Source organism: Agrobacterium sp. 22-210-1 (genome assembly GCF_053522525.1).
The window spans coordinates 82256-104790 of sequence record NZ_JBNWCI010000005.1 but is presented as its reverse complement, the minus strand read 5'-3'; the positions used below and the strand labels follow the sequence as shown (position 1 = coordinate 104790).

The window sequence follows — 22535 nt, the reverse complement described above, 5'->3', positions numbered from 1 at the left end:
AAAAACCGGTATTTATGACAGGAAAAAAGGTTCCGTCGTCATCTCGCCGGCGCGGATCGTCACTCTCGTATTCGGCGGAACGGCACACCAAGGGGTGCAATCGAAGGAAAACGGTTCCGAACTCAGTGCAATTCCCTCATCCAGCCCGCGCCAGTAAAGCGTCGGCGGCTTGTCATCGCTGGACCAGCGGAAAGCATGCAGACAATCGCCATCCATCAGCACGGCGCTGAACCGCAGCGCTGAGGAAACGCCCGCAGCGATCATCTTTTCCTGACAGAGGCGCAGCGCGGTTGAAATGGCGCGGATGGGGTCGATGACAAGGCCGTGGCCGGCGGCGATCAGGAAGATTGCTTCGCTGTCGCCGGTGCCGCGTCGCGACGCATAGATATCGTCGGGTATGAGGGAATCGATGTCGCGTCTTATCTGCTCGTAACCGCCGATCTGGCCGTTATGCATGAACAGATATTGCCCATGTGCGAAGGGGTGGCAATTGGCGCGGGAAACCTCGCCTGACGTGGCGGAGCGAACATGCGCCATGAACATGCCCGAGCGCAGCTGGTGGCAAAGTGCCGCGAGATTGGCGTCGGACCAGGCAGGTCTGGTGTCGCGAAAAACGCCGGGCGTTCCGCGTTCACCATACCATCCAAGACCACAGCCATCGCCGTTGACGACGGTTTTTGCTTCCCGTGCGGCCATGGACTGGCTGACCAGCGATGCTTCCGGCTCGATCAGCAGGCTGTCGAGCCAGACCGGTTTACCGGAATAGGCAAAGAGGCGACACATTCATGCGGCTCTGTTGAAGGCCTTGTTTCCGAGCGCGAAGCCGACGGCGGCCTTCGCGTGAATGGCGGTCGAATCGTAACCCGGTAGCGGCAGGGCATCGGGATCGATCAGCAACGAAATCTCGGTGCAGCCGAGAATGACGGAATCGACGCCGAGTGCGCGGGCCTTCTCGATGACCGCGAGATAGCGCTCGCGCGAGCAGGACTTGATTTCGCCCTGGCAGAGTTCACCGAAGATGATGTCGTGGATCGCGGCCCGGTCTTCCGCATCGGGCACAACCACATCAACACCGTGGCGGCGCATGCGGTCGGTGTAGAAACCATGTTCCATCGTGTAGCGGGTGGCAAGCAGCAGCGGCTTGCGGCGGCCATCGGCTTTCAGGGCTGCGGCGGTTTCGTCGATGATGTCGATGAGGGCGACGCCCGACATCTTCTCGACCGTTTCTGCGACGAGGTGCATGGTGTTGGTGCAGATGAGCACACAATCGGCACCGGCATTGGCAAGGCGTGCGCCGGCGGCGCCCAGAAGTGCACCGGCCTCATCCCAGCGATCGGCCTTTTGAAGGGCGACGACTTCGGAAAAATCAAGCGAATGCATGACGATATCGGCAGAGACCAGCCCGCCGCGGCTGTCGCGCACGGCTTCATTGATCATGCGGTAATAGGTTGCGGTGGATTCCCAGCTCATGCCGCCGATCAGACCGATGCGTTTCATAAGAGTTCCCTTACAAGTTTGATTGAAGACAAGAATGCCATCGCAAGGACGAAAACGGCATGCGTTTTTTCAGGGATTTAGATGTGCTTATGCAAATATCAGGCGCTATATAGGTCCAATGTGCAAATTTCTTGCGTCATTGCGTTAACCAGTGCATTGTTTGGCGATGATTGATGACCGTGACCGCCGAATCCTTGCGATTCTCCAGGAGAATGCCGAAACGCCGCTCTCCGATATAGCTGAGGAGGTTTCGTTGTCGCTATCCGCCTGCTCGCGGCGCATTACGCGCCTGCGTGCGGAAGGTTATGTGACGGGCACGATGGCGCTGCTTGACCGGCGAAAGATCAACCTGCCGACCACGGTTTTCCTGCTGGTGAGAACCGGCCTGCATGCGGAAGACTGGCTGGACCAGTTCCATGCCGCCGTCAGCACCATACCTGAAATCGTCGAGGTTCACCGACTCACCGGCAATTTCGATTATATTCTGAAGCTGGTGCTGCCGAATGTCGAATATTACGACACGGTCTACAAACAGATCCTGCGTCGCGTCCAGCTTTATGACATGTCCGCCTATATCTCCATGGAGACGGTGAAGCTGTCGTCTTCCCTGCCGACAACGCATATTTGAGGGATCATTGGGCCCTTCTCAGCGCGCCGCCTCGAAATGGACGCCGAAACGGAAGCTTCGTGTCTCGCCCGGTTGAAGTGTCACTGCTGCCGTCAGTTCCGGGTGGTTGAAGGCATTGGTGGGCATCTCTACCGGTTCTAGCGCGATTGATTTTCGCCTGTCACGGGCCAGCGTGTCGCCGGTGAAGACATGCATGTGGCCCCGCTCCTGCCAAACCGTAAGGCTCGAACCATCGTGCCGGTTTTCGAGCCGGGTCTCGAAAAGCCCGTTTTCGGACACGATGAGGTCGGTGAAGCAAAGATCCAGCACATGGTCGGCGATTGGCGTTGCGACTAGAAAGCGGCTGTCGTCGCGTTTGATAATTCCTGCATGCCCGTCATGCAGTGGGATTAGATGATCGTCGGTCACGATGGCCGTTCGCGATGGTAGCGTCAGATGGAGATCGTCAATGGATGACGGGCCTGGCAGGCGGAAATAGGGATGCCAGCCGGCTGCGAAGGGCAAAGGCTGGTCGCCGTGATTGACGCCGCGTATGTCGATGCTGACCGCCTGGCCGTCAAAGCGATATTCTACCTCGATGATGAGCCGATAGGGATAGCCCCTGAAATCGGACGGCGATATTTCGCTGCGAAAAATGAGCACATGCGCGCCGTTTTTCTCGAAAGATTGTTCGAGAGCAAAGGGCAAGGCTCTGGCAAATCCGTGGAAGACGAGGGCCTCGTGGTCAAGAACCGGCTTGATGTGGTGCATCTCCCCGCCGAAGTCATATTGGCCGTTGGGAATGCGGTTGGTGAAGGGCGCAAGAATCCCGTTTCTCACGCCGTTCTGTGAGTGTAGCTCCGCCGGCGTCAAGTAGCCGTCGACAAGGTTTTCGCCTTCGCAGCCATCCGCAAGCCGCGGTCGCCAGCTCAAAAGCGTAGCGCCCTCATAAGCGATCTCGGCGCTGAAGCTCTCGCCGGAAACCGTAACAGCGGCAATCCCCGTGCCTGTCGCGGAGGTGGTCATCGGGAAATTGTCCTTTGATGCATATGTTTGCGATCATCGGGACGACTGCCCCGATTCGCAGATCATCTTCGCTGTGCCAATATTTCGCAATGGCTGGAAGAGGTCGCAGCAAGCGCGACTTCCGTTATTTCGAGGCTTGGCCGCCCCTGTGATGGAACTCAGTCCGGAAAGGTCCGTTTCGCGCCGCTGAAAAATTCCATCAGGGCGGCTTGATCCTCACCGCCCAGTCCCGCTGCCGTCAGCATTCGGTGCACTTCGGCGCAAAGCGCCGTCAAGGGCATGGCCGTGTTGGTGCGTCGGGCCAGATCCTGCGCGCCGTTCAGGTCTTTCACCATATTGTCGATACGACCGGTACGACGGTAGTCCTTGGCCACATAACGCGGCATATATTCCTGCAGGATGGCACTGTCCGCCCGGCCGCCCTTCAGCGCCTGCGGTATCTTGGCGGCATCGACGCCGGCATCGAGCGCAAGCTGCGTTGCTTCCGCCACGGCCAGGAAGTTCAGGCCGCAGAGAACCTGATTGATGAGCTTGGTTGTCTGGCCTGCGCCGCAGGGTCCCATATGGGTAAAATTGCTGGCCACATGTTGAAGCACGCGATGGGCATCGGCCACGTCTTTTTCGCTGCCGCCTGCCATCAGCGTCAACTGCCCGATGAGCGCCTTCGGAGCGCCGCCGGAGAGGGGGCTATCCACCCAGCGCAGTCCCTTTTCTGCGGCTTCGGCCGCCAGTTCCTTTGTCGCCTCCGGATCGATGGAGGACATGTCGATGATCAGCGTGCCGGGCTTTGCGCCCGCCGCCACGCCATCCTTGCCGAAAACGGCGATACGGACGATCTTCGGCGAATTGAGGCTGAGGATCACGACATCGGAGGCGGATGCCGCTTCCGCCGCGGTGTGGGCGCTTCGCGCGCCGAGGCCGGTCAGCGCCGCCACCTTCTCCGCATCCAGATCGAAAACCGTCAGTTGATTGCCGGTTTCGATCAGCCGCGTGCCGGTTGCCCCACCCATCGCGCCTGCGCCGATGAGGGCGACTTTGTTCTTCTCGGTCATGGTGTTCACGGCCTCCTCCCAAAGTGTCGTGGTGTCATCGGTCCCATTCCGGATGGCGGCCGCAGCCTGCCATCCGGAATGATGTTTTTCAAAGCGAGGCGGTGATGCCGCCGTCGACGTAGAGAATATGGCCGTTCACGAATGACGAGGCGTCGGACGACAGGAAAATGCAGGCGCCGACAAGCTCTTTGACCTTGCCCCAGCGACCGGCGGGCGTGCGCTTTTCAAGCCATGCGGAAAAGGTCTCGTCGGCCACCAGAGCCGCATTGAGAGGTGTGTCGAAATAGCCCGGCGCAATGGCATTGCATTGCAGGCCGTATTTCGCCCAGTCCGTCGCCATGCCTTTCGTCAGATTGCCGACAGCACCCTTGGTGGCGGTGTAGGGCGCGATGCCGGGGCGGGCAAGAGCGGTCTGAACGCTGGCGATATTGATGATCTTGCCACGTCCACGGGAAATCATGTGGCGTGCTGCCGCCTGTCCGGCGTGGAACACCGAGGCGATGTTGGTCTGCAGCAGGCGCTCGAAGGCATCCGCCGGAAAATCCTCGAGCGGCGTGCGATGCTGCATGCCGGCATTGTTGACCAGAATATCGATGGGACCGATTTCCGCCTCGAAACCGTCGATAGCCTTGCGCACTGCTTCATGATCGGTGGCGTCGAAGGCAAGCGTTCTGGCGCCCTTGATACCGGCTGCGGCGGCTTTCAGCTTGGCTTCGTCGCGCCCGTTCAGCACTACTTCCGCTCCCGCTTCCGCCAGCCCTAGCGCCAGCGCGAAGCCGATGCCCTGGGACGAACCCGTGATCAGGGCGCGGCGGCCGGAAAGATCGAACAAATTAAGGCCCACTGTTTCCTCCAGTCTCTCGACATTGCATTCGTACAGGTTTATGTTATCGATAACATTCATCCTTTTCAGACGTGGATGTCAAGGCTTAAACGCCCGGTTTCGGTACGGATCGGGCGGGTAGGAGGCGGCACGACGTGCAAATGCGCGGCAGGCGGCGGTGACAGGGATGCGGATTATTTTGTCGAGCCGCTCAGGCGCGATGTCGAACGGGAGATATTTATGAAAGCGATTGTCGCCCACGGGGCAAAGGATGTGCGCATTGAGGAGCGGCCGGAGGAAGCGCCGGGGCCGGGAGAAGTGCGGCTTCGTCTGGTTCGGGGCGGGATTTGCGGCAGCGATCTGCACTATTACAACCATGGCGGTTTCGGCGCGGTACGCCTCCGTGAACCGATGGTGCTGGGGCACGAGGTGTCGGCCATTGTCGAGGAACTGGGTGAAGGTGTGGAAGGCCTGAAGCTTGGCGGTCTGGTCGCGGTTTCGCCTTCCCGCCCATGCCGAACCTGCCGGTTTTGCCAGGAAGGCCTGCACAACCAGTGCCTCAATATGCGCTTTTATGGCAGCGCCATGCCTTTTCCGCATATTCAGGGCGCTTTCCGGGAGGTTCTGGTTGCGGATGCCCTGCAATGCGTGCCGGCTGACGGTCTGAGCGCTGGCGAGGCGGCCATGGCGGAGCCGCTGGCGGTGACGCTGCATGCCACCCGCCGCGCCGGTGATTTGCTGGGAAAACGCGTGTTGGTGACGGGTTGCGGCCCCATCGGCATCCTGTCCATCCTCGCTGCGCGCCGGGCGGGTGCTGCCGAAATCGTTGCGACCGACCTTTCGGATTTCACGCTCTCCAAGGCGCGCGAAGCGGGGGCGGATCGTGTCATCAACAGCAAGGATGAGCCCGACGCGCTTGCCGCTTATGGTGTGAACAAGGGGACTTTCGACGTTCTCTATGAATGCTCTGGCGCTGCCGTAGCGCTTGCCGGCGGCATCGCTGCGCTCCGGCCGCGCGGCATCATCGTCCAGCTCGGGCTGGGTGGTGATATGAGCCTGCCGATGATGGCGATTACCGCCAAAGAACTCGATCTGCGCGGCTCCTTCCGCTTCCACGAGGAATTCGCCACCGGCGTCGAGCTGATGCGCAAGGGCCTGATCGACGTCAAGCCATTCATCACCCAGACCGTCGATCTCGACGACGCCATCTCGGCCTTTGAATTCGCCTCCGACCGCAGTCGGGCCATGAAGGTCCAGATCGCTTTTTCGTAAGCGCTTTTCCGCCTATTTTCGCGCGGGCGCTTTAACCGGCGGTGGATGGTTCCACCGCCGGTTTTTCATCGAGAGATTTCAGCCTCAGCAGACCATCATTGATGTTATCGGTATCATCAATTGCCTGCGAGAGGCTTCCTGTTCCTCCCCGGCTGTCCGGCTCTGCATCTGCCGACTCATCCCCCGTCGAACTGCACATTTTGACGCAGGTCAAAAAGGTGATTTGCCGCCTGCCATTTTTTGCGTTATCGAAATTTCAGAAATTACTGAAAATTCAGGAAACAAAGAAATGCCAACCAGCCTGTCACCGCTCGTTCAGTCCTTCGTGCTGCATTTTGGTGAGATGGGCAGCCGCTGGGGCATCAACCGCACGGTCGGCCAAGTCTATGCTTTGCTTTACATATCGCCGCAGCCGCTCTGCGCGGACGACATTGTTGAGGCGCTTGGCATTTCCCGTTCCAACGTCTCGATGAGCCTGAAAGAGCTTCAGGCGTGGAACCTTGCAATTCTCAAGCATTTCCCGGGCGACCGGCGCGATTTTTTCACGACGCCGGAGGATGTCTGGCAAATTCTCCGCACGCTTGCCGAAGAGCGCAAGAAGCGCGAAATTGATCCTACCCTGAGCGTACTGCGCGAAATTCTGATGGAGACGCCGGAGAACGAAGATGAGCGGCATGCGCAAAAGCGCATAGACGAGATGAAGACGCTGATCGAGCAGCTCACCGGCTGGTATGACGATGTGAAGCGGCTGGAGACGGAGAGGTTGGCTTCACTTCTGGCGCTCGGCTCAAAAGTCACGAAGCTGCTGGAGGCGAAGGACAAGATCGTTTCTCTCGCCAGACCCCGCGGCGCAAAGAAGGACAGGTGAGGAGATCGGTCGTGAACATGTCCGCACAAATCCGCCGGTCGGCCGATAGCAATGGCGCAGACTGTCCTGTGCCGGTTTCGGTCTCACCTGAAACGCCGAGACGGCGCTTCTTCAGCACCGCCAGCCGTAAGACCTCCCGCGACAAAACCGCAGTGAAAACGACGCGCGCACCGGCGGTAGGTAGATCCGTTGCCCTGTTGCATGTTCTGGCGGCCCTTATCTGGTTGCCGCAGGCAGGCCTCCTTGCCTTTTCAGTCGGAAAAATCGCCGATGGCGAGCCGATGACAGCGATTGTGCCAGTTGCCGTTGCGGTTCTCATTCTGGGTTTCCTGAAGGCGTGGCTGGAGAAAATTGCCGGGAGACTATCGTTTCGTGCTGCGCGTGCGGCATTGTCACAACGGCGGCTGGAAGCGCTTCAGGCAGTGGCGAAGGTTTCGCCGCTCGATTTGTCGCGCACGGCTTCCGGCGAGGCGGCAAGTGTCGTGGCCGAGGCGGCGGAATCGCTGGTGCCCTATCTTTCCCGTTTCCAGCCGGCGCGGATGAAGGCCACCATCATTCCCCTGGTTTTTGTGCTGGTGATCCTGCCCTTTACCTGGATTGCGGCGCTGGTGCTGCTCATCTCCATGCCGACCATCCCGCTTTTCATGGCGTTGATCGGCTGGCAGGCCAAGGCGGCGAGTGAAAAGCAGCTGGCCGAGACCGGCAATATGAATGCTTTCCTGCTGGATCGCCTGCGCGGGCTGGAAACGATCCGCGCGCTGGAAGCTGTCGATCTGACTGCCGGGCGCCTCAGCGCCGATGCGCATAACCTCAAGACGCGGACGATGGCGGTTCTGAGGATCGCTTTCCTGTCTTCGGCGGTACTGGAGCTTTTCGCCGCCCTCGGCGTTGCCATGACCGCCGTTTACATCGGTTTCCATCTGCTCGGTTTTCTTGATTTCGGCGCGTGGGGACAGAAGCTGACGCTTGCCGAGGGTCTGTTCATCCTGCTTCTGGCCCCGGCCTTCTTTGAGCCGCTGCGGGAGTTATCCGCGGTCTGGCACGACCGGGCGGCGGGGGAAGCCGCGCTTGGTGCGCTCGACAAGTTGACGCAGGGCGGTGCGGCCATTGCGGGTGAGGGCAGGGATGTGGCGTTGGCAATATTGCCCACTCCCGGTACGGTGGAGATGTACGATCTGGGCTTCGCCTATCCAGCCTCACCGCCCGTGCTTCGCAATTTCAATCTCAGCATTCGGGCGGGCGAAACGGTAGCGCTTCTCGGGCCATCGGGTTGCGGCAAATCCACGGTCCTGTCGCTGATCGCCGGGCTGGCTTCTGCCGGAAGCGGTACGATAAAAATCGGCGGCGTCGCTCTTGATGACAAGACGGCTGATACCCTGCGAACATCCATTGGCTGGATCGGCCAGAAGCCGTTCTTTTTTGCCGGTTCGCTTGCGGCAAATATCCGTTTCGGCCGCCCCGGCATCACGCAGGATATGGTCGAGACAGTGCTGGAGCAGACGGGTCTCGAAAGACTGTCGTCCGCCCGGCAACATCTGCTCGTCGGTGATGGTGGCCATGGCATTTCCGGTGGTGAAGCGGTGCGGCTGGCCATTGCGCGCGCTTTCGCCGATCCCGCGACACGCCTTATTCTGGCTGACGAGCCGACGGCGCATCTGGATCGGGAAACCGCCGCTCTCATCACGGAAAATCTGTTGCATCTGGCAAAAGGCAGGACTTTGATCGTCGCAACCCATGATCCGGTGCTGGCCGCGCGCATGGACAGGGTCGTGGATATGGCGGCGATCCATTCGGGGGATCGGTCATGATTGCGCGTTTTGCCATATTGAAACCGGTTATCGCACTTTTCTGGTCGGCGCGTCGCGGCATGCTGCTTGCCGGTGCGGTTCTGGCGGCCACCACGGTGCTGGCTGGCATCGGCCTTCTGGGTGTGTCCGGCTGGTTTATCACCGCCACCGCCATTGCCGGTCTGCTTCCGGCAACGGCCTATGCGTTTGATGTTTTTGCGCCCTCGGCGGCCATTCGTCTTCTGGCGCTGTCGCGTACCGCCGCCCGTTATGGCGAGCGCATGACCACCCATGAAGCCACGCTTTCCGTGCTTGCGGCGTTGCGCGAAAAGCTGTTTCGTGGGTTTGCAGCGCCGCAGGCGGCGCAAAATCTGGAAGCGAGGCCCGCCCGCCTGCTGAACCGGTTGACCGCGGATATTGACGCGCTGGATTCGCTGTATCTGCGCGTGCTGGTGCCTGCCGCCGTCGCGGTCCTTGCGGCTGTCGCAACCGGCATCGGGCTTGCATTCCTCAATCCGCTTGCGGGCATTCTGGCGGCGCTCTTTCTCATTACGGCAGGGCTCAGCATTTCGGTGCGCTCCGCCCTGCGGGCAGAGAAATTCTCGCGCCGGCGGGCAGTCGGGCTTGAAGCGCTGCGCGCCCGCACGGCAGATCTCGTCAACGGGCAGACGGAATTGCTCACGGCAGGTCGCCTTTCCGCCCAGCTTTTAGCGGTGAAGCGCGCCGATGACTACCTGCTTTCCTGCGACGAGGCCTTGAACCGCATCGAAACGAATGCCGGTTTTTCCTTCGGTCTTGCAACGGCGGTCCTTCTGAGCGCGGCTCTGCTCGGCATGGCCTGGCTGGCGGAACAGGGAACGGTGAGCGCGCCGGCCGCCGCGCTCGGGTTGCTCGTCTGTTTTGCCGCGCTGGAGCCTTTCACCGCGCTGCGGCGCGGTGCGATGGAACTTGGCCGTACGTTGTTTTCCGCAAGGCGCATCGCGCCGCGCCTTTCAGCGGCGACCGAGGCCCGCTGTCCGGCTTTGCCCGCCAGCGGCGTGGCTGCCGGGCTTGAAGGTGTGCGCCTGGAACGGCACGGCAACGACCAGCCGGTCCTGACCAAGATCAATCTTGCCATTGCCGCTGGCGAAAAGGTCGCAATCATCGGCCCGAGCGGTGCGGGCAAGACCAGCCTCATCCAGCTTCTGGCGGGTGAATTGCAGCCATCGGCAGGTACAGTGCGCGCCTTGCCCTCTTCGCTCATGACACAGCGGAGCCAGCTTTTCCGCGATAGCATTGCCGATAATCTGAGGCTGGCGAAACCCGCTGCGACCGAGCGTGAATTGTGGGACGTCCTTGACGCCGCAGGCCTTGCCGAACACGTCAAAACCCTGCCCGCCGGGCTGGAGACGAGGCTTGGAGAGGCGGGGCAGGGGCTCTCCGGTGGCCAGTCGCGCCGGCTGGCGCTTGCCCGTTTCCTGCTCATCGACAAGCCGCTCTGGCTTCTGGATGAGGTGACGGAGGGACTGGACGGCGAGACGGCCCGCGACGTGCTCAGCCGGCTGTTTGCCAGGGCCGAAGACAAGACTGTCGTGATGATCACCCATAATCGCCGCGAGGCGGAATTCACTGACCGCATCATCGTGCTGAAAGACGGGCGCCAATTTGATGAATGTCAAAGCGGGACGCCGGAATACGACGTAGTGCTGCAAACATTACGTCGGGACTGAGCATTTTTCGGAGCCGGCGTCATTTCGTAACAGAAGGCCGGCTTTCCATAAAGGTGGGGTAAAAACATGGAACTCGACATCGTGGCGCTGTCGCGCCTGCAATTCGCGGTTACCGCTTTATATCACTTTCTGTTCGTTCCCCTGACGATCGGGCTGTCGGTGGTCATCGCCATCATGGAAACGGTCTATGTCATGACCGGCCGGGTGATCTGGCGGCAGATGACGAAATTCTGGGGCACGCTGTTCGGCATCAACTTCGTGCTGGGTGTTTCGACAGGCATCGTCATGGAATTTCAGTTCGGCATGAACTGGAGTTATTACAGCCACTATGTCGGTGATATTTTCGGCGCACCGCTGGCGATCGAGGGCATGATGGCCTTCTTTCTGGAAGCCACCTTCGTCGGTCTGTTCTTTTTCGGCTGGGACAAGCTGTCGAAACTCGGTCATCTCGTTGCGACATGGTGCGTGGCGATCGGCTCGAACTTCTCGGCGCTGTGGATATTGATCGCCAATGGCTGGATGCAGAACCCGACGGGTTCGGCTTTCAACCCGCAGACCATGCGCATGGAAGTGACGGATTTCGCCGCGGTCCTGTTCAACCCGGTCGCGCAGGCGAAATTCGTTCACACGGTTTCCGCAGGTTATGTCACGGCCTCCATCTTCGTGCTCGGCGTTTCCGCCTGGTATGTGCTGAAGGGTCGCCATGTCGATCTCGCCAAACGGTCGATGACGGTTGCCGCCTCTTTCGGTCTCGCGTCAGCCCTTTCGGTCGTCGTGCTGGGTGACGAAAGCGGTTACCTCTCCACGGAACACCAGAAGATGAAGCTCGCATCCATCGAGGCCATGTGGGAAACGGAGCCGGCGCCGGCGCCCTTCACGGCAATAGGTTTTCCCGATCAGGAAGCGCGCGAGACGCATTTCGCGGTGAAGATTCCGTGGGTAATGGGACTTATCGGCACCCGTTCGCTCGATACGGAAATTCCCGGCATCAACGATCTGGTGGAACAGGCGAAGACCCGTATCCGCGACGGTATCAAGGCCTATGATGCGCTGATGCAGATACGCGCCAGCGGCAAGGGCGCGCAGCTGCCCGAAGAGGTGAACGGCACCTTTGCCGAACTCGGCCACGAGCTTGGTTACGCCCTGTTGCTGAAACGTTATGTCGACGATCCGCGTCAGGCGACAGAAGAGCAGATCGCCAAGGCGGCGGCCGATACGATCCCGCATGTGCCGACCCTGTTCTGGGCCTTCCGTATCATGGTTGGTCTCGGCATGTTCTTCATCCTTCTGACGGCGACCTTCTTTTATCTTTCGGCCCGCCGGCGGCTGGACCGTTATCCGCTGTTGCTGAAGGTGGCCGTCTTCGCCATTCCGCTGCCGTGGATTGCCGCCGAAATGGGCTGGGTGGTGGCCGAATTCGGGCGTCAGCCGTGGATCATCGAGGGTGTGCTGCCAACGGCGGCGGCCGTTTCGAGCCTCAGCGCCTCGACGGTTCTGATTACGCTTCTGTGTTTCATCGCCATCTACACGGTGCTGTTCATCGTCGAGATGGGGCTGATGCTGAAGGCAATCCGTAAGGGGCCTGATCCGGACCATGATCCGGAAGCGCCGCTCGTTCCTGAAAAACTCGTCGCTGCGGAGTAAACGATCATGATCCTGCACCAACTCATCGACTATGAAATCCTTCGCATCATCTGGTGGCTGCTGCTCGGCGTATTGCTTATCGGCTTTGCCGTAACGGGTGGTTTCGATCTCGGCACCGGCGCGCTGCTGCCCTTCGTCGCGAAAACGGATATTGAGCGGCGTGTCGTCATCAACTCCATCGGCCCGGTCTGGGAAGGAAACCAGGTCTGGCTCATCCTCGGCGCCGGTGCGATCTTCGCCGCCTGGCCGCCGCTCTATGCGGTGTCGTTTTCAGGGTTTTACCTGGCGATGGCCGCCATCATGTTTGCATTGATCCTGCGGCCTGTCGGTTTCAAATACCGCTCCAAGTGCGAGAGCACGGCATGGCGCAGCGGCTGGGACTGGGCCTTGTTCGTTGGCGGCTTTGTGCCGGCGCTGATCTTCGGCGTGGCCATCGGCAATGTGCTGCAGGGCGTCCCGTTCTATTTTAATGACGACCTCAGGATTTTTTACGACGGCACGACGCTGTTTGAGCTTCTGAACCCCTACGCTATCCTCTGCGGCCTCGTTTCCGTCGCCATGCTGGTGATGCATGGGGCGGCCTGGCTGGTGCTGAAAACCGAAGGTCCGGTTGCCACCCGCGCCCGCAATTTCGGCAGCATCGCGGCACTCGCCACCACCGTTCTTTTCGCACTCGGCGGCATTCTGCTGTGGTTTGGTGTCGATGGTTATCGTTTCACCTCGGAAGTCGTGACCGATGGGCCGTCCAATCCTTTGGCAAAGACGGTAGAGGTCGCAACCGGCGTCTGGTTCTCCAATTACGCGGCGCATCCATGGACGATGCTGGCGCCGGCACTCGGTCTAGCCTTCCCGCTGGTCGCCTTCATATTGCTGAGACTGCGCAGGGAAGTGATGGCGCTGCTTGCCAGCTCGCTTGCCATTTTCGGCATCATCGCCACCGTCGGGCTTTCGATGTTTCCCTTCATCCTGCCGTCCTCGGTCGATCCGAAGTCGAGCCTGACGGTGTGGGATGCTTCGTCCAGCCATATGACGCTGTTCAACATGCTGGTCGTCACCCTCATTTTCGTTCCGATCATCGTCGCCTACACCTCGTGGGTCTATCGCGTCTTGTGGGGCAAGGTGGATGAAAAGGCGATCCGCGACGACAGCGGCCATGCTTATTGATATTCAAAAAGGAGATCGCACATGTGGTATTTCGCCTGGCTGCTCGGCCTGCCTCTCGCCGCCATCTTCGCCGTCATGAACGCCATGTGGTACGAGCTGATGGAAGAAAATGCCAAAAAGGCTGAGGCGAACCTGGAAAAATAGCGCTTCTGCATGAGACATAAAAGGGCGGCATCCGGTCTGGATGCCGCCCTCTCGTAAAACAGCCGCGCCTGTCGCGCAGCTTTAGTGGATCGCGATGCCGCGTTTGTCCGCTTCTTCCTTGATGATGTCTTCGACGATTGCTCTCTTGAGATTTGGATTTCCCAGGAGATAGTCGTCGGCGATTTCGAAAATCGACTTCGGGTTGTCGCTCCCATGCAGGGTGTCGAGGTCCTGGCCGATCTGCTCTCGCAGGCTGGAATAGTCGTCCATTGCGGCTCTCCCGTTTACCGGTTCAATCCAAAAGGTCGGCCGGCACCTTGCCGCCGTTTTCGGAGAGTTTCTTGATGACGGCCTTGTGCAGCCAGATATTCATCGTTGCAGAATCCGATGTGTCGCCGGTGTAACCCAGTTCACCCGCCAGTTCTTTTCTGGCGCTGAGGCTGCTATCCAGATCAAGGGCTTTCAGCAGATCGACGATCGAGTGTTTCCAGTCGAGCTTCTGTCCGTTCTTTTTCACTGCCGCATCCAGAATGGAGGCGACGTCGACGCTGCCGGTGGATGCTGGAGCGCTGGCTGTCGGTGCCGGCGAAGCAGGCTGGGCGGGTGCTGCCGGGCTTGCGGCAGTCGTTGGCGTGCCGGCCGGGGCCGAAGTCTGCGGTGCGGCCTCGGCCTTGCCGAAAATCGCATTTTTGATCTTGTCGAAAAAGCTCATGCTTGTGCTCCCTTATCGGCGAAATGCACGCCCGACGGCGATGAGAATGCAGGCGCCGATGAAACCGGCGATGAGATAGCCAATCCAGCCTCCGAGCGAGACGCCAATGAGCCCCAGAAGGAAATTGGCGACGATGGCGCCGACAATGCCGAGGATAATGTTCATGAAAACACCCATATTGCTTTTCATGAACTGTTCGGCGAGCCACCCGGCTACGCCGCCGATGATGATTGCTGCAATCCAGCCAACTTGTGCGTCTTCCATAATAAGCCTTTCCTTTGTAAGAGAGGTCCGCAGGCATATGGACAGGCTTTTGCGCGCACTGATCCCCCCGCCTTGAATGACCCCAGGCGGGGTAACAACGCAGATGCGGACATTTGGTTCCGTGCGGCGCGCCCAGTTGGCCCTATTCTTTAGCCCCGGCTTTGAAAATCCAGTCCGATATCCAGAACCGGTGCGCTGTGGGTCAGCCAGCCGACGGAGATGAGATCGATGCCGCTCGCAGCAATGGCTGCCGCCGTCTGCGGGTTGATACGGCCGGAGGCTTCGGTGATGGCGCGCCCGGCGGCGATCGCCACGGCCTCGCGCAATTGTTCCGGCGTCATGTTGTCGAGAAGAACCACATCGACACCTTCGTCCATCACTTCGCGCAATTGAGCGAGCGTATCGACCTCCACCTCGATCTTGACGAGATGGCCCACACCCTGTTTGGCACTCCGGATGGCGGCACGGACGCCGCCCGCCACGGCAATGTGGTTGTCCTTGATGAGGACGGCATCATAAAGCGCGAAACGGTGATTCATGCCGCCGCCGGCGCGCACGGCGTATTTTTCCAGCGCCCTGAGGCCGGGCGTCGTCTTGCGGGTGCAGGCGACCGAGGCCTTGGTGCCGGAGATAGCCGCGGCGATTTTTGCGGTAACGGAGGCGATGCCGGACAGATGGCCGAGAAAATTCAGCGCCGTGCGCTCCGCCGTCAGAAGCCCGCGGGAAGGGCCTTCGATCGTCGCGATGATATTGCCGGGCACCACGGTCGCTCCATCCTCAACGTGCCGTGTCATTATGATCGCCGGGTCCACAAGCTGGAAGGCAAGCTCCGCCGCATCGAGACCGGCGATGACGCCCGGTTCGCGTGCCGCCATGACAACGACTGAGCGATGATCGGCGGGAATGACGGCGGCGGAGGTTATGTCGCCTGCAAGCCCCAGATCTTCCAGGAGGGCATTGCGCACGAGCGGTTCGATGATGAGACGAGGCAGGGGGGCAAGGGTCATGTCAGGCGCTCCGCGCAATGCTGGAAGAGGAAAAGCTGGATGAGGAGAGGTCGTGGCCAGTGGCGATCACTTCGGTCAGGCTCAGCCTGCGCCTTGTGGCTACCGCGTCCTTTCCGGGAAAATCGTCGCGGAAATGCGCGCCCCGCGATTCCGTGCGCAAGGCCGCGAAAACGGCGATGGCGAGGCCGACGAGGGAAGGATCGGATGCCGGGCCGTCCTGTTCGGCAAGTGGCAACAAATCCCGGATCGCTTCGAGCAGGCCTGCTGCATGTCTCACAATGCCGAGATGGCGGGAAACGATGGGCCGGACGGCAGCGAGATCGGCGGCCACACAGTCGGGAGCTGTGCGTGGCGCAATAGTTGCCGGCCCTGCCGTACGTGCCTGTCGACCGGCAATATCCTGTGCTGCGCGCATGCCCATGGCGGCTGCTTCCAGCAGGGAATTGCTGGCGAGCCGGTTGGCGCCATGCAGGCCCGTGCAGGCGGTTTCACCCGCAACCCACAGGCCCTGCACCGAGCTTTGGCCTCTGCCATCCGTGGCGACGCCGCCCATATGGTAATGCACGGCGGGACGCACGGGCACAAGCTCACGGGCGGGGTCTATGCCGGCCTCGCGGCAGAGCAGGTCAATCGAGGGAAAACGGGCGGAGAAGCCGGAACCGAGCGCCTTGCGGGCATCGAGAAAGACCGTGCCGCCGCGCAGGATTTCCCGATCGATGGCGCGGGCGACGATATCGCGTGACGCAAGCTCGGCACCCGGCACTGCCGCCATGAAACGCTCGCCGTTTTCATTGAGCAGAAGCGCGCCTTCGCCCCGCACCGCCTCGCTGACCAGCGCCAGCGGTCGTCTGGGCGAGGAAAGCGCCGTTGGGTGGAACTGGACGAATTCCATATCGGCAAGGATGGCGCCGGCGCGCGCGGCGAGCATGACGCCTTGTCCGAAATTGCCGGAGGGATTGGTCGTTGCCTCGTAAAGCCCCCCCAGGCCACCGGTCGCAAGAATGACCTGCGTGGCCGGCAGAGTGAAACTGCCTTTCGGGCCGATGCAGGCAAGACCGGCAATGACGCCCTCTGCCGTCAACAGGCGGCGCACTTCCGTGCCTTCCAGAACCGTGATTGATGGTGTGCGAAGGACTGCGGTTGCGAGCGCCCTGACAATGGCCGCGCCCGAACCGTCGCCTTCCGCATGCAGGATGCGCCGTCGGCCATGGGCAGCCTCCAGCCCGAAGACGAGCCTTCCCTCAGCATCGCGGTCGAAGCGCACGCCGGCCCGTTCCAGCGCCTCGATGACGGCGGGTGCGGCGGAAACGATTTCCTCGGCCATAGCCGCGTCGCAGAGCCCGTCGCCTGCGGCGAGCGTGTCGGCAAGATGCAGTGCGGCGCTATCGTTCGGGCCGAGACTTGCGGCAATACCGCCCTGTGCCCAGGCGCTGGAGGTTTCCCCCCCGAGCACACCGCGTGTCAGAAGCAGCACGGGCTGCGGCGCAAGCGTCAGCGCCGCCATCAAGCCTGCAATGCCGCTGCCGACAATGACTGTCCAGTCCTGCTGCGACGGAAGGCGTTCGCTCATACCTCCAGCATCCTCTCCACGGCGCGGCGGGCGGCAACCGCGATAGCCGGGTCGACTGTCACCTCATGGCGGTTTTCCTCCAGTGCCGTGCGAATATTGCCAAGCGTGATGCGCTTCATATGTGGGCAAAGATTGCAGGGGCGGATGAATTCGACATCGGGGTGATGCACGGCGACATTGTCGCTCATCGAGCATTCCGTCAGAAGCACCACGCGGGCAGGCCGCTCCCGGCCGACATAATCCGACATGACGGCAGTGGAGCCCGAAAAATCCGCTGCTTCCACGACATCCGGCGGACATTCCGGATGTGCCAGAACGGTGACGCCGGGATGGCTTTCTCTCAATTCCCTGATGTCATCGGCGGTGAAAAGCTCGTGCACCTCACAATGGCCACGCCAGGCGATCAGCTCGACATTGGTTTCCCGCGCCACGTTCTTCGCCAGATATTCATCCGGCAACATCAGCACACGTGGCACGCCGAGCGATTCCACCACCTGGCGGGCATTGCCGGAGGTGCAGCAGATATCGGACGCCGCCTTCACCGCCGCGGATGTGTTTACATAGGTTACGACCGGAACACCCGGATAAGCCTTGCGCAAAAGCGCAATATCCTCGGGCGTGATGGAGTCTGCCAGCGAGCAGCCGGCGGCCATATCCGGAATAAGCACGGTTTTTCCCGGATTGAGCAGCTTTGCGGTCTCGGCCATGAAATGCACGCCGGCAAGAACGATCACATCCGCTTCCACCTCCATCGCCTTGCGCGCAAGGGCGAGGCTGTCGCCGACGATATCGGCGACGCCGTGGAAGATTTCCGGTGTCTGGTAGTTATGGGCGAGGATGACGGCGTTGCGTTTGCGCTTCAGCTCAAGGATCGCATCCACATCGTCCTGAAAGCCCATCCATTCCGCCTTGGGAATGACGCGGCTGACCCGATCATAAAGGCTTGCGGCAGAAATCTGTTCGTTCACGGCGCTCTCCCATTTATACTCTTTTTGAGTATATCTATGGCAAAGAGATATTCTCATTGTGAGCATATGTCAATTGCGGGAGAGTGGCAGTTTCGTTCCGGAAAGGGCGCGTTCGTCGAGAACGGTTTGGCGGAAGCGGAAAAGCTTTGCCGGGCGGCCTCCGGTTTCGCTTGTCATGTCGCCGGTCTCTTCCACCAGTTGCTGCTGTTCGATCAGCCGACGGAAATTCTGCTTGTGCAGGGTCAGCCCTGCCAGCGCCTCTATCGCGCGCTGCAATTGCAGCAGGGTGAAGGCATCGGCCATCAACTCGAAAACCACCGGGCGATATTTGATCTTGGCCCTCAGGCGAGCGATGCCGGTGGCGAGAATGCGGCGGTGATCGGCGAACATCGGCCTGCCGAAATTGATCCGGGGCTCGCTCTGCGCTTCCTCGACAAGGCCTGCCTCATACAGCAACTCGTAGCGCTGCAAGGTCAGTTCCTCGTTCCAGCCGCCGCCATCGAGGCCGAAGGTGAAATCGGCCCGCAAATGACGCTGGCTTTTGCAGGCAAGATCGGAATCCGCCCAGGCCCGCAACCTGTCGATGATGGTATCCAGAACTGCGGGGCGGCCCTGCCGATGGTCCTCCCAAGGGAAATATTCATACCAGCCGTGCCAGAGCGCGCGTCCGTTGCCGGAGGATTCCTGCTCGCGAACCAGCCCCAGATAACCGATGGAGATGGTTCTTCCGCCGGGAATATCGTTGTTACGGTCGCGATCCGCGAAGGTGTAAAGCTGCTCGAGATAACCGACCGGATGATGGGTCTGCTCGTGGATCCACTCCCGCAGCCCGCTTTGCAGCGTCCTGTGCCCAAATTCGAATGGGCCTGAGGGAAGTGCCGCGCCCGCCCGGACGGTCATCACCCGCGGTTCGTCTGCCGTAATGGCGGTGACGACGGCAATGAGTTCAGCATGGGCAAGCCCGATGGTCACGGCGACTCCTGTCTTGGTTTGCGGTATCAACCTTCTTTGGCACAGGAAGGCTGGTTCGCCAACACGGGGCAGGCGGCAAAGTGCTTTCCATATCTGCATTAAGTCTAAAGTAGCATATAATCAAACAAATGGATAAAATCTTGTGATTAGTCATGCATTTTTTGTTATGTTATAAAAAAGTTATAAGCATCTATATAGTGTAGAAAGCCGATGTTAGAAGATATATCTCTGGAAGAGACGCTGATTGGTTATTATACGTGGAGCATAGGCCAGAATCTGGTTTATCTGGATGCGGTGGCTTCGCGTCTGCGCGATTTCTCCTTTGAAGAGGCTTCTCACGGTATCCCGGTGGAAGCGTTCATTGCGCAGGTGGAGGGTGGTTCCCGCGCCCGTGTGGCAAGGGCGGTCCATAATTCGCTGACAAGCGGTGATTTTTATGATCAGGAGTATCGGATCGGGCTAAAGGCCGGCGGCTTTCGCTGGCTGAGAACGACGGGCAGGGTGATCCACGACCGCGAGGGTGTTCCAATCATGGCAATGGGCACGGTGCGCGACGTTACCGCGCGCAAGGTCCTGTTGATGTAATGCTGCGTCTCTCCTACTCTGGAGCGAGATAGGGTCATATTTTATCGCTTTTGATGTTTTGGTGACATGGTTCGGCAGATCGCAATTTTGCTGTTTCAGATCATGCTGGTGATAGGGTTCGGCGTTGCCGGCATGCGCATCGCCTCGTTCCTCAATGGCGAAGATGGATATGAGACTGCCGGCCTTGCGGCGAACACGGAGATGCTGTGGACGACCTCCCCGGTGAAGGTCGATACCCGTCACCAGAATTACGAACGCATCCCCACTCCGCCTGATCCCTATCCGTTAAAAATACATGCGGATCAGCGCCTGCGCGTGGTCGCCAGCAATCGCTTCACTTTCAAGGGTCAGGAATTCCGCCTTGCCGGTGTAGAGAACGTCGACCGTAACCGCGTCTGTACCGGTGCTGACGGCCGCCGCTATGCCTGCGGCCTGAACGCCTTCAAGGCATTGGAGAACCGGCTGCGCGGCAAATATCTCGAATGCCGGGTAGCGGAAGAGGGTGGGGCTATCCTGATCGTTGAATGCAGGATCAAAGGGCAGGATGTCCGGGCGCTGCTGCAATAGCCGAGAGAGGCAGTAACAAGTAAGATAACGATGGACGATGCAGGACGCCAAAGAGACTCCATACCGGTTACTGATAGCGGGGGATTTCAAGGCGCTCTACCAACTTGCGAATAGTAAATAATTGAAAATAATTGGATGATCGTCCTCCGGTTGCCACGTCGAGGATGAGTCGTGAACTCCACCGAAAAAGGCGATAAGCTCGAAGACGCTTTCTATAAATATCTTGTCGATCAACAACGTCGGGGAGAGGATATCTATGGCATCTATCCCCATGGAAAGTGCAAAATCTTCCAAAAGAAGAAATATCCGTCCAGAGACCGAGGCGCTCCCATTCAATTCGATGTCGTTATTGAGCTATACCAGCCAGGACGGCAAAAGCCACATTTGTACGTTGTCTTTGAATGCAAGAACTATGCTGGCAGCGTTCCAGATGACCGCGTAAGGGAATTCTCGGATAAACTTCGTGAGCTATTTCCAAATAGGCACAAAGGGGTAATGGTCGTTTCGTCCAAGCTGCAATCCGGTGCGCGCAACGTTGCCGAAAGCAGAGGACTAGGAATCGCAAAATACGATGAGCATGGAGCGGAGATCGTAGTCGATCGCAAGGGTCGTTCTTTTGTAGACAGAAACTATGTAAAATCGCAGATTTTCCGGGACGACGACCCTGCCAAGCAGCTGAAATTTTCGGCTTACTCTGAGGGGAATTACTTCGGTACTGTCGCTGAATTTTTGGCAAGCCTTGAGCCGGGAACCCAGACACCTGAACTCGGAAACGCGAGCTCACGAGTTTCGGTCCCTTACATCTCTGTCGAAGAGATAAAGAAAACTACTGAGGAAATTTTGAATCAGATTGACTACGAGACTGGTCCAGTCGATCTGGCGAAAATATGCCAAATGAACGGCATCGATTTGAAGTTCACTGATGCTGTAGTCAGGGATGCTGACGGTGCGCAAATCTTGGGCTCCGCGAATTTCGATCTCAAGACAATTGAGATAAATCTTCACGAAGACAGCAATCAAAAACGTTTCACTATTGGCCACGAGATCGGACATTTCTGCCTGGGACACCATCACTATCTACGGTCAGAAACGATATTAGAACGAGACCTAGAAATAACGGGCGATTCTACAAATACCGTAAATTATGAGCGACTTGAGTTTCAAGCCAACACATTCTCAGCTGATCTCATCCTACCCCATAGGGCGTTCATCTTTGCAATGGCCAGATATCGGATTGAGCTCGGGATCAAATTTAAAGGCCAAGGGTACATCTTTGTAGATGACCAGCCGGACAACCTGCTGACCTATTACAAGTTTCTCACCCTCTTATCGATAGAGTTTGAGGCATCAAAGCAGGCGATTGAAATCAAATTGAAAAGAGCGGGATGGCTCAATGACCAGAGGATTAAAAGCCAATCCTCGGCTTCCGCCCGGCTAATAGGTTCATTTCATCTCTAAAACGCTTTACATGGAGAAATCGCAGAGATGGGCAAGGCGGCGAAAGTGCTTGCCAGTCGCGCATACTTCGCAGCTAAATCTGCAGAAGAACTAAATTATTATTCTAAAGGAAAAATCATCACGAAAGTGATTGGTGGAGCTAAGCGGGATCGAACCGCTGACCTCTTGCATGCCATGCAAGCGCTCTCCCAGCTGAGCTATAGCCCCATAAGGGTTCCGGCATTTCGTCCGGTTCCGGGAACCGAAGCGGCTGTTGTTCCGTTCGGTGGCGGCTTACTACTTCGGCTAATCGAAGAGTGCAAGCACAAAAAACAGCCCGGCTTCATTTTTTTGTCGCCGGGCTGGTTTATCCAATAAGATCAAGCTTCTTCGTCGTCGCCCGTAACGCCGATGATGCCGGACATGTCGTCATCGTCGTCGTCTTCGTCGGCTTCAAGGAAGGTGTCGTCGTCGTCGCCGATTTCCACGTCGTCTTCGTCGTCGCCCATATCCGGAATCTCGTCGCCGCTGTTGTCGCCATCGGCATCTTCCAGCGATACGAGTTCGACTTCCGTGTTTTCGGTATCGACTTCCGCTACTTCCTCTTCCTCAGCCTGCTCGAGCTTTGCCTGTGCCGTGCTTTCCTCGAAGAAGGAGAGCGGCCATGACTTGCCGGTATAGGGAGAAACGACCGGATTGCGGTTCAGATCGTAGAACTTCTTGCCGGTATCGGGGTCTGTGCGCTTGGTACCAAGGTCCGCTTTTGCCACTGTCTAAGCCTCAAATTGTCGAATGAGTTTCGGTGTGTACGCCGTAAAACCGGCATAGACTGTAAAATTTCTAGCCGGTCCCCTTAATCG

24 protein-coding genes and 1 tRNA gene are annotated in these 22535 nt (G+C 59.0%); 11 read left to right on the top strand and 14 right to left on the bottom strand.

Features of this window, described 5'->3' with window-relative positions; genetic code table 11:
- Nucleotides 1–12 precede the first annotated feature (12 nt).
- Both ACQZ5F_RS24375 and ACQZ5F_RS24370 read right to left on the bottom strand, forming a co-directional pair.
- A complete protein-coding gene (locus tag ACQZ5F_RS24375; protein WP_052819953.1) occupies nucleotides 13–783 on the bottom strand; it encodes a class II glutamine amidotransferase in 771 nt (256 codons plus the stop codon).
- A complete protein-coding gene (locus ACQZ5F_RS24370) occupies nucleotides 784–1497 on the bottom strand; it encodes an aspartate/glutamate racemase family protein (RefSeq protein ID WP_046801694.1) in 714 nt (237 codons plus the stop codon).
- 166 nt (nucleotides 1498–1663) lie between these two features.
- Between ACQZ5F_RS24370 and ACQZ5F_RS24365 the strand changes: the two genes are divergently transcribed.
- Nucleotides 1664–2125 (top strand): Lrp/AsnC family transcriptional regulator, encoded by a 462-nt coding sequence (locus ACQZ5F_RS24365; protein WP_046801735.1) that lies wholly within the window; start codon nucleotides 1664–1666, stop codon nucleotides 2123–2125.
- Nucleotides 2126–2143: 18 nt separating this feature from the next.
- Here ACQZ5F_RS24365 and ACQZ5F_RS24360 read toward each other — a convergent pair whose 3' ends face one another.
- From ACQZ5F_RS24360 to ACQZ5F_RS24350, 3 genes are all read right to left on the bottom strand, one after another.
- Nucleotides 2144–3130: an aldose 1-epimerase gene (locus ACQZ5F_RS24360; protein ID WP_225338043.1), complete on the bottom strand. Its 987-nt coding sequence runs from the start codon at nucleotides 3128–3130 to the stop codon at nucleotides 2144–2146.
- Between the two features lie 158 nt (nucleotides 3131–3288).
- Complete coding sequence (locus tag ACQZ5F_RS24355; RefSeq protein ID WP_225338056.1) at nucleotides 3289–4182, bottom strand: NAD(P)-dependent oxidoreductase; 894 nt, start codon at nucleotides 4180–4182, stop codon at nucleotides 3289–3291.
- A gap of 88 nt (nucleotides 4183–4270) precedes the next feature.
- Nucleotides 4271–5026 (bottom strand): SDR family oxidoreductase, encoded by a 756-nt coding sequence (locus tag ACQZ5F_RS24350; protein ID WP_225338044.1) that lies wholly within the window; start codon nucleotides 5024–5026, stop codon nucleotides 4271–4273.
- Nucleotides 5027–5245: 219 nt separating this feature from the next.
- Here ACQZ5F_RS24350 and ACQZ5F_RS24345 point away from each other — a divergent pair, with 219 nt between their 5' ends.
- From ACQZ5F_RS24345 to cydX, 7 genes are all read left to right on the top strand, one after another.
- The gene (locus tag ACQZ5F_RS24345; RefSeq protein ID WP_225338045.1) at nucleotides 5246–6277 is read left to right on the top strand and encodes an L-idonate 5-dehydrogenase; all 1032 of its coding nucleotides are present in this window, start codon (nucleotides 5246–5248) and stop codon (nucleotides 6275–6277) included.
- Between the two features lie 289 nt (nucleotides 6278–6566).
- Complete coding sequence (locus ACQZ5F_RS24340; protein WP_046801699.1) at nucleotides 6567–7145, top strand: GbsR/MarR family transcriptional regulator; 579 nt, start codon at nucleotides 6567–6569, stop codon at nucleotides 7143–7145.
- A gap of 17 nt (nucleotides 7146–7162) precedes the next feature.
- Entirely contained in the window at nucleotides 7163–8953 is a 1791-nt protein-coding gene (cydD, locus tag ACQZ5F_RS24335; protein ID WP_225338057.1) for a thiol reductant ABC exporter subunit CydD, read from the top strand.
- Entirely contained in the window at nucleotides 8950–10641 is a 1692-nt protein-coding gene (cydC, locus tag ACQZ5F_RS24330) for a thiol reductant ABC exporter subunit CydC (protein ID WP_137087378.1), read from the top strand. The genes cydD and cydC overlap by 4 nt, the downstream gene beginning before the upstream one ends.
- A 66-nt stretch (nucleotides 10642–10707) precedes the next feature.
- A complete protein-coding gene (locus ACQZ5F_RS24325; RefSeq protein ID WP_052819960.1) occupies nucleotides 10708–12285 on the top strand; it encodes a cytochrome ubiquinol oxidase subunit I in 1578 nt (525 codons plus the stop codon).
- A 6-nt stretch (nucleotides 12286–12291) separates the two neighbouring features.
- Nucleotides 12292–13449 carry a cytochrome d ubiquinol oxidase subunit II gene (cydB, locus tag ACQZ5F_RS24320; RefSeq protein WP_225338046.1) on the top strand — a complete coding sequence of 386 codons (1158 nt, stop codon included), beginning with the start codon at nucleotides 12292–12294 and terminating at the stop codon, nucleotides 13447–13449.
- Nucleotides 13450–13470: 21 nt separating this feature from the next.
- Nucleotides 13471–13593 carry a cytochrome bd-I oxidase subunit CydX gene (gene cydX, locus ACQZ5F_RS24315; protein WP_046801704.1) on the top strand — a complete coding sequence of 41 codons (123 nt, stop codon included), beginning with the start codon at nucleotides 13471–13473 and terminating at the stop codon, nucleotides 13591–13593.
- Nucleotides 13594–13674: 81 nt separating this feature from the next.
- Here cydX and ACQZ5F_RS24310 read toward each other — a convergent pair whose 3' ends face one another.
- The 7 genes from ACQZ5F_RS24310 to ACQZ5F_RS24280 form a co-directional block, all read right to left on the bottom strand.
- Nucleotides 13675–13863 carry a hypothetical protein gene (locus tag ACQZ5F_RS24310; protein WP_046801705.1) on the bottom strand — a complete coding sequence of 63 codons (189 nt, stop codon included), beginning with the start codon at nucleotides 13861–13863 and terminating at the stop codon, nucleotides 13675–13677.
- A gap of 22 nt (nucleotides 13864–13885) precedes the next feature.
- Nucleotides 13886–14305 carry a DUF3597 domain-containing protein gene (locus ACQZ5F_RS24305; RefSeq protein ID WP_046801706.1) on the bottom strand — a complete coding sequence of 140 codons (420 nt, stop codon included), beginning with the start codon at nucleotides 14303–14305 and terminating at the stop codon, nucleotides 13886–13888.
- Nucleotides 14306–14317: 12 nt separating this feature from the next.
- Complete coding sequence (locus ACQZ5F_RS24300) at nucleotides 14318–14569, bottom strand: GlsB/YeaQ/YmgE family stress response membrane protein (RefSeq protein ID WP_046801707.1); 252 nt, start codon at nucleotides 14567–14569, stop codon at nucleotides 14318–14320.
- A gap of 149 nt (nucleotides 14570–14718) precedes the next feature.
- Nucleotides 14719–15576 (bottom strand): carboxylating nicotinate-nucleotide diphosphorylase, encoded by an 858-nt coding sequence (gene nadC, locus ACQZ5F_RS24295; protein ID WP_225338047.1) that lies wholly within the window; start codon nucleotides 15574–15576, stop codon nucleotides 14719–14721.
- Between the two features lies 1 nt (nucleotide 15577).
- Nucleotides 15578–17146 (bottom strand): L-aspartate oxidase, encoded by a 1569-nt coding sequence (locus ACQZ5F_RS24290; protein WP_225338048.1) that lies wholly within the window; start codon nucleotides 17144–17146, stop codon nucleotides 15578–15580.
- Nucleotides 17143–18114: a quinolinate synthase NadA gene (gene nadA, locus ACQZ5F_RS24285; protein WP_175414620.1), complete on the bottom strand. Its 972-nt coding sequence runs from the start codon at nucleotides 18112–18114 to the stop codon at nucleotides 17143–17145. The genes ACQZ5F_RS24290 and nadA overlap by 4 nt, the downstream gene beginning before the upstream one ends.
- 69 nt (nucleotides 18115–18183) lie before the next feature.
- Nucleotides 18184–19086, bottom strand: coding sequence for an NUDIX hydrolase (locus tag ACQZ5F_RS24280; protein ID WP_046801737.1), 903 nt, complete (start codon nucleotides 19084–19086; stop codon nucleotides 18184–18186).
- Between the two features lie 210 nt (nucleotides 19087–19296).
- On the opposite strand from ACQZ5F_RS24280, the gene ACQZ5F_RS24275 reads away from it, so the two are divergent.
- The 3 genes from ACQZ5F_RS24275 (at nucleotide 19297) to ACQZ5F_RS24265 (ending at nucleotide 21696) form a co-directional block, all read left to right on the top strand.
- Nucleotides 19297–19671 (top strand): PAS domain-containing protein, encoded by a 375-nt coding sequence (locus ACQZ5F_RS24275; protein ID WP_225338049.1) that lies wholly within the window; start codon nucleotides 19297–19299, stop codon nucleotides 19669–19671.
- Between the two features lie 66 nt (nucleotides 19672–19737).
- Nucleotides 19738–20238, top strand: a complete 501-nt coding sequence (locus ACQZ5F_RS24270) for a thermonuclease family protein (protein ID WP_225338050.1) — start codon at nucleotides 19738–19740, stop codon at nucleotides 20236–20238.
- A 171-nt stretch (nucleotides 20239–20409) separates the two neighbouring features.
- On the top strand, nucleotides 20410–21696 hold the full coding sequence (locus ACQZ5F_RS24265; RefSeq protein WP_225338051.1) for an ImmA/IrrE family metallo-endopeptidase: 1287 nt from the start codon (nucleotides 20410–20412) through the stop codon (nucleotides 21694–21696).
- A 131-nt stretch (nucleotides 21697–21827) separates the two neighbouring features.
- On the opposite strand, the gene ACQZ5F_RS24260 is transcribed toward ACQZ5F_RS24265, so the two are convergent.
- Together ACQZ5F_RS24260 and ACQZ5F_RS24255 are read right to left on the bottom strand one after the other, a co-directional pair.
- A tRNA-Ala gene (locus tag ACQZ5F_RS24260) sits at nucleotides 21828–21903 on the bottom strand.
- A 152-nt stretch (nucleotides 21904–22055) separates the two neighbouring features.
- Nucleotides 22056–22445 (bottom strand): TIGR02300 family protein, encoded by a 390-nt coding sequence (locus ACQZ5F_RS24255; protein ID WP_046801713.1) that lies wholly within the window; start codon nucleotides 22443–22445, stop codon nucleotides 22056–22058.
- Nucleotides 22446–22535 lie beyond the last annotated feature (90 nt).